The sequence below is a fragment of the Paraburkholderia sp. SECH4 genome (genome assembly GCF_030511745.1).
GTDB lineage: Bacteria > Pseudomonadota > Gammaproteobacteria > Burkholderiales > Burkholderiaceae > Paraburkholderia > Paraburkholderia madseniana.
This window is the reverse complement of sequence record NZ_JALOCP010000040.1, coordinates 65,799-74,741: the sequence shown is the minus strand read 5'-3', so window position 1 is coordinate 74,741 and position 8,943 is coordinate 65,799. Positions and strand designations below refer to the sequence as shown.

The 8,943-nt window shown below is 62.3% G+C and carries 9 protein-coding genes; 5 read left to right on the top strand and 4 right to left on the bottom strand.

All coding sequences use genetic code 11. From position 1 onward, the window contains the following. Positions 1 to 167 precede the first annotated feature (167 nt). Both M0D67_RS34855 and folE read left to right on the top strand, forming a co-directional pair. On the top strand, positions 168 to 1,097 hold the full coding sequence (locus tag M0D67_RS34855) for a LysR family transcriptional regulator (RefSeq protein WP_266241523.1): 930 nt from the start codon (positions 168 to 170) through the stop codon (positions 1,095 to 1,097). Between the two features lie 124 nt (positions 1,098 to 1,221). Beyond that, positions 1,222 to 1,860, top strand: a complete 639-nt coding sequence (gene folE, locus M0D67_RS34850; RefSeq protein WP_266241521.1) for a GTP cyclohydrolase I FolE — start codon at positions 1,222 to 1,224, stop codon at positions 1,858 to 1,860. A 48-nt stretch (positions 1,861 to 1,908) separates the two neighbouring features. Here folE and M0D67_RS34845 read toward each other — a convergent pair whose 3' ends face one another. Continuing rightward, positions 1,909 to 2,814: a DMT family transporter gene (locus tag M0D67_RS34845; RefSeq protein WP_266241519.1), complete on the bottom strand. Its 906-nt coding sequence runs from the start codon at positions 2,812 to 2,814 to the stop codon at positions 1,909 to 1,911. 344 nt (positions 2,815 to 3,158) lie between these two features. Here M0D67_RS34845 and M0D67_RS34840 point away from each other — a divergent pair, with 344 nt between their 5' ends. Further along, positions 3,159 to 4,196 carry a VTT domain-containing protein gene (locus M0D67_RS34840; protein WP_266241517.1) on the top strand — a complete coding sequence of 346 codons (1,038 nt, stop codon included), beginning with the start codon at positions 3,159 to 3,161 and terminating at the stop codon, positions 4,194 to 4,196. 19 nt (positions 4,197 to 4,215) lie between these two features. On the opposite strand, the gene M0D67_RS34835 is transcribed toward M0D67_RS34840, so the two are convergent. Further along, positions 4,216 to 5,085, bottom strand: coding sequence for a CHAD domain-containing protein (locus tag M0D67_RS34835; RefSeq protein WP_266241515.1), 870 nt, complete (start codon positions 5,083 to 5,085; stop codon positions 4,216 to 4,218). Positions 5,086 to 5,509: 424 nt separating this feature from the next. Between M0D67_RS34835 and M0D67_RS34830 the strand changes: the two genes are divergently transcribed. Further along, complete coding sequence (locus M0D67_RS34830; protein ID WP_266241513.1) at positions 5,510 to 7,096, top strand: inorganic phosphate transporter; 1,587 nt, start codon at positions 5,510 to 5,512, stop codon at positions 7,094 to 7,096. Positions 7,097 to 7,198: 102 nt separating this feature from the next. Here M0D67_RS34830 and ppk2 read toward each other — a convergent pair whose 3' ends face one another. Together ppk2 and M0D67_RS34820 are read right to left on the bottom strand one after the other, a co-directional pair. Further along, a complete protein-coding gene (gene ppk2, locus M0D67_RS34825; RefSeq protein WP_154567110.1) occupies positions 7,199 to 8,125 on the bottom strand; it encodes a polyphosphate kinase 2 in 927 nt (308 codons plus the stop codon). 192 nt (positions 8,126 to 8,317) lie between these two features. After that, positions 8,318 to 8,755: a VOC family protein gene (locus tag M0D67_RS34820; protein ID WP_266241511.1), complete on the bottom strand. Its 438-nt coding sequence runs from the start codon at positions 8,753 to 8,755 to the stop codon at positions 8,318 to 8,320. Between M0D67_RS34820 and M0D67_RS34815 the strand changes: the two genes are divergently transcribed. Further along, positions 8,754 to 8,909 (top strand): hypothetical protein, encoded by a 156-nt coding sequence (locus M0D67_RS34815; RefSeq protein WP_266241509.1) that lies wholly within the window; start codon positions 8,754 to 8,756, stop codon positions 8,907 to 8,909. The genes M0D67_RS34820 and M0D67_RS34815 overlap by 2 nt on opposite strands. Positions 8,910 to 8,943 lie beyond the last annotated feature (34 nt).

Here is an 8,943-nt window from a genome sequence, read left to right as displayed (position 1 = left end):
GGCAACGCTAATAGACCACTAACAATTCAAGGAAAGGCCAACACCCTAAGAACACAGACAAAAACCGCCGAGCAGGCAAAAAACCACTATCCAAAACCAAGATTATTAAACTACCCTCTATCCAGATTCCAAATACCCCCGCAGCGCCGCAGGCAAAAACCCCCGCCATGCCCGACACCCCCCTGGACCTAAACCTAATCCCCTACCTGGTAGCAATGGAAGACACCCGCAACGTCAGCCGCGCAGCGGAGCAACTAGGTGTCAGCCAACCCCGCGTGAGCACCGCGTTAGGCCGCCTGCGGGAATACTTCGCCGATCCGCTCTTCGTGCGAACCTCTAAAGGCATGGAACCCACGCCGCGCGCGCTCGCCATCCTCCCCGCCGCCCGCGACGCGCTTCTGCGCATCGAGAAAGGCATGCTCGACGTGCAGGACTTCGATCCGGCCACCAGCACTCATACCTTCTCCCTCGCGCTCTCCGACGTCGGCGAAATCGTCTTCCTGCCGCGGCTCCTGCAACTCTTTGCCGAACGCGCCCCGCATGCGAATCTGCGCTCGGTGTCGCTCTCGCCCTCGCAGGTGGAACGTGGACTCGAATCGGGCGACGTCGATCTCGCCGTGGGCTATTTCCCCGATCTGTCGGGCAATAACTTCTTCCAGCAACGGCTCTTCACCCATCGGTTCATCTGCCTGATGCGCACGGGACACCCCCTTGCGAAGGCGCCCCTCACGCTGGCGCAGTACGTGGCGTCGGGCCACGCCGTCGTGCGTGCCGAAGGACGCAGCCAGGAAGTCCTCGAACATTACCTGGAAAAGAAGCGCATCAAGCGCCGCGCCGTCCTCGAAACGCCGCACTTCATGAGTCTGCCGTTCATCCTCGCGCGCACCGATCTGCTCGCCACGGTGCCGCACGCTATCGGCTTCGCGTACGTGTCGGAACATGCGTCGATCACGCTGGTCGAGCCGCCGCTGCCGTTGCCGCGCTTCGATCTGCGGCAGCACTGGCATCGCAAGTTTCATAACGATCCGCGGGCGAGCTGGCTGCGCGGTATCGTCGCCGAACTCTTCAACGACGACATGGACGAGTGGCCAAAGTAAGCACACGCCCCGACCGCGAGAGGGGGCATCGACACGATGCGGCGTAAAACATGGAACAATGGCCGCACTCATTGAACCCGCGCGCTCCGTTTAGCGTCGACGCGCAATCCCAGAGGAGCGACGGATGGCCAGCAGTAAAGCGAAGAAAACCAAACCCGAGGCCGCAGTGGACCGCCCCAGCCGCGAAGAAGCTGAAGCAGCGGTACGCGTGCTGCTGCGTTGGGCCGGCGACAATCCCGAACGCGAAGGCCTGATCGATACGCCATCTCGCGTGGTGCGTTCTTATGAGGAGTTCTACGCGGGTTATCAGATCGATCCGCGTGAGATCCTCGCCCGCACCTTTTCCGAAGTGGACGGCTACGACGAAATGATCGTGCTGAAAGATATCCGCTTCGAAAGCTATTGCGAACACCACATGGTGCCAATCATCGGGCGGGCGCACGTTGCCTATCTGCCTGGGCATCGGGTGGTCGGCATTTCGAAGCTGGCACGTCTCGTCGATGCATTCGCCAAGCGCCTGCAGATCCAGGAAAAGATGACGGTGCAAATCGCCGACACGTTGAACGACGTGCTGCAACCGGCGGGCGTGGGTGTGATTCTCGAAGCGGCGCATCAGTGCATGTCCACCCGGGGCGTGCACAAGGCCGGGGTCACGATGGTCACGTCGCGCATGCTGGGCACGTTCCGTACCGATCCGTCGACGCGTCGCGAGTTTTTGTCGATCGTGGGCAATCCGGGCGTGGTGGCCGTCGCCAATACCTGATAGCGGTTGGGTCGCACCGCGAATCAGGCTGCGGCGTTGGCCGCCGCCTCACGCCGTGCTGTGCGCGATACGCATCTGGCCGAAGGTGGCCAGCAACACCGCGCCAAGCACGCATGCAACACCCGCAAGTTGCGCCGCACTCACGGGCTCCCGCAACACGACAGCAGCCAACGCCACCGCGCTCACCGGCACGAGCGCGGTCATGAGCCCAGCTTCCGCGCCGCTGATGCGCGCAGCCCCCGCATACCAGAGAACAAAGCCAGCCACGGTCGGCACAAGCGCGTAGTACAGCACACCGTTCAGGGCGCTCGCATTGAACGGCATACTCCAGGGCCTTTCGAAACATGCCGGCACGAGCGCCACTGCCAAACCGATGCCGCACATCAACGCCGATAGCGGCAGCGGCGCGACCGGGGTGTGCAACTTGCGATTGAGCAGGATAAAGAGCGCCTCGCACACGATCGCCGCGAACACCAGCGCGTTACCTGTCAGCGAACTGGCGGCATGCGGCGTGGTGAAATCGTCGATACGCACGGTACACACCAGCACGCCCAAGGTGGCGAGGCCAATCGCACCGATCAACGCGGGCGCGGGGCGCTCGCCCAGCGCGAGCATGGCGACCACGGCCGACACCGCCGGCAGGGTGCCGGCAATCACACCGGCATCGGCGGCCGAGGCGAGCTTCATGCCACTGATGAGCAACACCGTATACCCGACGCTGCCCGCCCCGGCCTGGGCGATCACGAGCAACGTATCGTGTCGATCGAGACGTGGCCAGCGTACGCCACGCCAGCGCATCACCAGCACAAAGAGGGGGAACGCGATGGCAAAGCGCAGTGCGGTCGCGCTGAACGGCGGCAATCCGCTGGCGATCGATTTGCTGACGACCACCGTGCTGCCGACGCCGATCATCGCCAGCGCGCAAAACAGGTATCCGACGTACCGTGAGCTCATGCTACTGTCCTGTTCCGTTGAACGAGCAGACACATTAGCGGCGGCACACGCCCGCGGTCTTGAACGAAATTGCAGAGAAAGCGCCCGCCAGGGAAACAAGGAACGCCGTCAGTTCGAACAAGCGTCCAGCTCCACGACTTACCGGCGCGAATCCGACTTGCGCTCAGGCAGGACAGCCCGGCGCTGTACCTGGGCTCATCTAGTATCCTGATCGAAATAGAATCCCACCCTGGACACGAACCGAACGCGCGCGTAGAAAAACGCGCCCAGGAACACACCTTGCAGCCCGGCAAAACAAGCTTCGGCCGCAGCGCGGCCCAACCGTCACAACAGGAGTTCCGCAATTGGTAGAGTTTCCGTCGTCGGCGGTGTCAACCTGGGGCGGCGTGTTCGTTTTTGTGAACGTCCTGTTGACACGGCTCGGCCTGCCGATCCCCGCGGTCCCCGTGCTGCTCTTCGCGGGCTCGGCGATCGCCGCCGGCACACTGTCTTTCTGGCCGATCCTGTTCGCCGCCGTGCTTGGTGCGCTGATCGGCGACGGTACGTGGTTCGCCGCCGGCCGCATCTACGGCCGCAGACTGATCGCCGCCCTGGGCCGGATCTCCCCGGCGATCGATTCCAGGGTCGACAAGGCCCGCGCGCTATTCGAGCGCTTCGGCGTGGCGCTCGTGTCGATCTCGAAGTTCGTCCCCGGACTAGGACTCATCACCCCACCGCTCATGGGCACGACAGCGGTGGACAGTCGCATCTACGCTTTGTGGGACCTCGCCGGCGCTCTGATGTGGGCCACCTTCTGGCTACTCGGTGGCGCCGCGGCGGAAAGACAGTTGCATATGCTGCTCGCGTTCGTCAAAGCGCGTGGCGGCACGGTACTCGACATTCTGCTGGCCGCAGCGTTGGCCTATCTGGTGTACCGCCTGCAGCAGCGGCGGCGCGAACGACGCCGTCTCGCGGACGCGGCCTCCGCGGCTGCGTCGCAAGCGACACTCGCTGGATGGCGCCGCATCACGCCGCCCAAGGTCCTGGATGCCCGCCCACCCGCCTCAACTGGTGAAGCGCTACATCCCATCCCCGGCGTGCTGGCGCTCGACCCGCACTCGCCTGAACAGATCGACGGCGCGCTGCTCGTCCATGACATGGTGATTTATTGCATTTGCCCGGACAGCGCGACCGCCGTCGAGATCAAGCAACGGATGCGCCTGAACGGCTACACGCGAATCCGCGCACTGAGGGGCGGCCTCGACGCCTGGCAAAGGCGCGGGTTTCCCGTCGAACCTCTCCCGCTAACGGACGAATCGACCACCCGCAAACGCAAGCCGGAGCCGTACGGTGAAGTTCGCGGCGCGGTAACGCTGCGCGGGTTTGCCCCGCGACGCGACTAAACCACCTGGGCAAGCCGCATCACAGTTTGCGCAACAGTCCTGCCGCCGCGCGCATCCGGCGTTTGCGCTCCTTCTTCAGCCAGTCAAGCGTTGCATCGGTGTCGCCGGATCCGGCTAGCAAGCTCATATTGTCGCGCAGCAGCATCTCGCTCGCGACAATATCGTTCAGCGTACCGAAACGCTTCTGAATCTGCTTCAACCGCTTCAGGACACGTTTGTGGCTGACGCTCAGAATGGGCTCGAAAAACTCGAGCAGATAGCGCACTTTCTTTCCTGCCTTCCTGACGTCATGAAATGCGGCGTAGTTGGAGCGCTTCGCTTGAGACGCACGCTTTATACGTTTGTTAAGCGAACGTTCGGAAGCGGTCACGCGCTTGTCGGCGAATTTTTGCAGCGGCACGCGCTCACGGGCGGTGTTCAATTCCTTATTGGCGCTGGTCAAGGCGTCTTGCAGCAAATGTTTGACGTCCGCGTTCGAAAGCGTTTCACGGCTCGTCGCCAACGCGCCGCTGCGCGCCGCCTGGAGCGTAGGCGTTATCTCGTGCGCAATGCGCTCGTCCTGCGCAATCAGTTCGATCAGAATGTCCCAATCCCGCGTCTTTCCGGCTGCCGTCGCCAGATACTTATACAGCGCCCGTTGGCGCGTATTCTCGCCTTTGTCCAGCAAGGGTTCGAACGCCCACCACAACGAACGCAACCGCCGCAGCGACACACGCAGTTTGTGCAGCGCTTCCGGCGACGCGTCTTCGCGCACCGCATTAGCGAGTTCGATCGCGTCATCGACAAGGGGCGCCGCGTACGACGCAAAGGCTGCCTCCGCCGAGGGTTCTGCGCCGGCCGGCTTGCTGTCCGCAGCCTGTTTGTCGATTTTCCGGCTCGCCCGCTTCATCGGATGTCCTTCAGAAGGTCCTTTTATGTCAGCCTAGCAAAAAAAGGTCCTGGTGGATATCCGCCGACGCGTCGCCTAAACTGCACCAGGATGGCCGCAAGACAATGCGCGTTGCATGGACTGCAATCCGCCGCATTGTGGCGACGACCTGGGTCGCGCGAGTCCACGCAAGTCTGTATGCGACCTTGGCGGCAGTTGAACCGGAAAATCCGCTCCGCTGCCCGGGCGCAGTTCGCGCATAGTTCTTTTCGGACCGCTTATCGTTCTACCCCGCCGCGCAAGCGGCAGCCTTTCCTGTAGCGCCAATCTGTACCTACCTTCCCGCGAGCGCCCGTCCCGCATAGCTGTCACGCCACTGTCATCGTTAAGACACACAGGCACCGCAGGATCGGCAGTTCCGCGACAAACTTTTGGGGCTCACGCCATGCCGGAACTTTCGTACCCGCAACCGGGCGCTGCAAGTGGAAAGGGGCGCAATATCGGCCTGATCATCTTCCTCGCTGTGATTGCGATCGGCGCTGCTTATTGCGCCATGCATCTGGCGGACGATTTGCAATCCGTTCGCGAAGCCTCGTTTTTGCCCTACCTGCTCCTTGGCATTGCGCTCGTGATCGCGCTCGGCTTCGAATTCGTCAACGGTTTTCATGACACAGCCAACGCGGTCGCCACCGTGATCTACACGCATTCGCTAGCGCCGAACATTGCGGTGGTCTGGTCCGGCGGATGGAATTTCCTCGGCGTGCTTACTTCAACGGGCGCGGTTGCGTTCGGTATTCTGCAGCTTCTGCCCGTCGAACTGATTCTGCAAGTGGGCAGCAGCGCGGGCTTCGCAATGGTCTTCGCGCTGCTGATCGCGGCGATCATCTGGAATCTCGGCACGTGGTACTTCGGACTGCCGTCATCGAGCTCGCACACGCTGATCGGCTCGATCATCGGCGTCGGTCTGATGAATCAGCTGATACATGGCGCGAACGGCACGAGCGGCGTGGACTGGAATCAGGTGCTCGGCGTGGGCAAATCGCTACTGTTTTCGCCGCTGATCGGCTTTCTTGCCGCCGGGTTGCTGCTGCTGATCCTGAAAGCAGTGGTGCGGGTTCCCGCGTTGTATGCCGAGCCTAAAGGCAAGGAGCCGCCGCCGTTCTGGATTCGCAGCCTGCTGATTCTGACCTGTACGGGCGTTTCGTTCGCACACGGTTCGAATGACGGGCAGAAAGGCATGGGGCTCATCATGCTGATCCTGATCGGCACCGTGCCGACAGCCTACGCGCTGAACAAGGCGGTCACGCCGGCGGAAACGCAGACCTTCATCGCTGTGGCACAACACACCGCCGACACGCTCGGCAAATACACACACGGCGCGGCACCGTCTGCCAATCCGCGCGACGAAGTCGAAGCGTACGTGCGCACTCGTCAGTTGACGCCCGCCACCGTGCCGGCCTTGCAGCAACTCACCGCTCTGATCGGTCAGCAGGTCGGCGCATCGGGATCGATGGCCGCCGTGCCGCAAAATATCGTCGATAACGTACGCAACAATATGTATGTCGCCTCCGAAGCGATCCGCCTGATGAAGAAGAGCAAGCAGCCGGCCTTCTCGCCGGAAGATGCCAAAGCGATCGACAACTTCAAGGCGCAAACCGATCACGCCACCAAGTTCATTCCGACGTGGGTGAAGGTTGCCGTCGCTATCGCCCTCGGTCTCGGGACGATGGTCGGATGGAAGCGCATCGTCGTTACCGTCGGCGAGAAGATCGGCAAGCAGCATCTGACCTATGGACAGGGTGCGTCGGCTGAATTGGTGGCGATGCTGACGATTGGCGCGGCCGACATGTACGGCTTGCCGGTCTCGACGACGCACGTGCTGTCGTCAGGCGTGGCCGGGACTATGGCGGCCAACGGCTCCGGCTTGCAATGGGCCACCGTGCGCAGCCTGATCCTCGCGTGGGTGCTGACGCTGCCGGTCTCAATCGCGCTGGCCGGGGGCTTGTACTGGGTGTTCCGGATGGTGTTCTGAAACGGCTGAGACCGCTGCTGCCGGGTGCAAGTCCGGCAACGGCGAAATAAAAAAAAGCGCGGTTTTTGCCGCGCTTTTTTCATTTCACCGAGCATAGATCGATCAATAAATTTCAGGCACGATCATCGACGACGGCACCGGCTGGCGGCTGTATTCGTCGTGATAGACCCGCGCCGGCAACTCGACGCGCGAATGCTCGATCTCGTGATACGGCACCTGGCTCAGCAGATGATGAATGCAGTTCAGGCGCGCGCGTTTCTTGTCGACCGCCTGCACGACCCACCACGGCGCCTCGGGAATATGCGAGCGCTGCAGCATGACTTCTTTCGCCTGCGTATACGCTTCCCAGCGGCGCCGGCTTTCCAGATCCATCGGACTCAGCTTCCACTGCTTCAGCGGATCGTGGATGCGGTTCTGAAAGCGGATTTCCTGTTCTTCGTCCGTGATCGAAAACCAGTATTTGAGAATCTGCACGCCGCTTCGTGCCAGCATCTTTTCGAATTCCGGCACCGAGCGGAAAAACTCTTCGTACTCGTCATCGCTGCAAAAATTCATCACACGCTCGACGCCCGCGCGGTTATACCAACTGCGGTCAAACAGCACCATTTCGCCGCCGGCCGGCAGATGCGACACGTAACGCTGGAAATACCATTGCGTGCGTTCGCGGTTGTTCGGCGCCGGCAATGCCGCCACGCGGCACACGCGCGGATTGAGCCGCTGCGTGATGCGCTTGATCGCGCCGCCCTTGCCCGCCGCGTCGCGTCCTTCGAAAATCACCACCAGCCGGTGCCCGGTCTGCACGATCCAGTCCTGCAGTTTGACGAGTTCGCCCTGCAACCGGAACAGCTCGCGGAAGTACACCTTGCGCGCCTCGCGATGCTCGGGCGTGAAGCCCTCCGCGCCGTCGATGATACGGTCGTCGACCTCCATTTCGAGTTCCTCGTCGTACGCATCGATAAGGTCCTCTTCGAAACGGCGCTGCCGTTCTGCCATGACTTCGGCCTCGGGTCTCGGATCCAGCTCTTTCATTGCGACTCTCCTGGCAACGGAAATGGTTAGGCGCGCGGCGCATGCGCGTCGCGAACGGGTTCGATTATCGAAGCACGAGGTGTCAGCCGTGTTACCAGCGCGGCGGCCGCACCTTGGGGCACGGGCGCTCGCCGGAGGCTTGCGCGCCTTATAGCCCATCCATGATAGCGAGTTTAGCGCGGCCGCCCGGCGCTAACGCAACGGCTTCGCGAAGCTGAGTTCGTGGCCATCGGGATCGGTCATGTGGAAATAGCGCTCGCCCCACGGCGCATCGGACGGTTCGAGCGATGGCTTCAAACCCGCCGCCAGCGCCTTCCGGTAAAGCGCGTCGACGTCCGAGACATAAATGATCACGCGGCCCCACCAGTTGACTGGCGCACGCGTATCGACGATCAGGTTCAGATACGAACCGCCGAATGCAAACGAGGTAAACGCTTCCTGCGAACCACCGAATTTGATCGGAAAACCGAGCGCTTCGTAAAACAGCACCGCGCGGGGCATATTGCGGGTGGCGAGCGTGATGGCGCTGAGGGACTCGATGCGCGGCTCGGTTGGTTCTGTCGAGTCTGTCGGCGCGCTCGAGGCGCTCGCCGAGGCAGAGGCTGCGGCGGAAGTGGTGGACGAGTTCATGGCGGCTGTCTCCCTGGTATGGCGGCGCCTGGCGGGCTTCTATGGCGTCGGCCCGGACATCGCGGGTCTTGGCGCGGACCTTGGCGCCGGCGTTGGTCCGGGCATTGGCCGGCGCTTCAGCCTCTACGACGACCCCCGCTTTGGCGTGGGCTGACACTAGAAAGTGTCTCACAAGCAGCCTCGAGCGC

What these genes read in the sequence shown, in the direction of transcription:
- M0D67_RS34855 (WP_266241523.1), top strand. Translation starts at nt 168, where the DNA reads ATGCCCGACACCCCCCTGGACCTAAACCTAATCCCCTACCTGGTAGCA.
- folE (WP_266241521.1), top strand. Translation starts at nt 1,222, where the DNA reads ATGGCCAGCAGTAAAGCGAAGAAAACCAAACCCGAGGCCGCAGTGGAC.
- M0D67_RS34845 (WP_266241519.1), bottom strand. Translation starts at nt 2,814, where the DNA reads ATGAGCTCACGGTACGTCGGATACCTGTTTTGCGCGCTGGCGATGATC.
- M0D67_RS34835 (WP_266241515.1), bottom strand. Translation starts at nt 5,085, where the DNA reads ATGAAGCGGGCGAGCCGGAAAATCGACAAACAGGCTGCGGACAGCAAG.
- M0D67_RS34830 (WP_266241513.1), top strand. Translation starts at nt 5,510, where the DNA reads ATGCCGGAACTTTCGTACCCGCAACCGGGCGCTGCAAGTGGAAAGGGG.
- ppk2 (WP_154567110.1), bottom strand. Translation starts at nt 8,125, where the DNA reads ATGAAAGAGCTGGATCCGAGACCCGAGGCCGAAGTCATGGCAGAACGG.
- M0D67_RS34815 (WP_266241509.1), top strand. Translation starts at nt 8,754, where the DNA reads ATGGCGGCTGTCTCCCTGGTATGGCGGCGCCTGGCGGGCTTCTATGGC.
- M0D67_RS34820 (WP_266241511.1), bottom strand. Translation starts at nt 8,755, where the DNA reads ATGAACTCGTCCACCACTTCCGCCGCAGCCTCTGCCTCGGCGAGCGCC.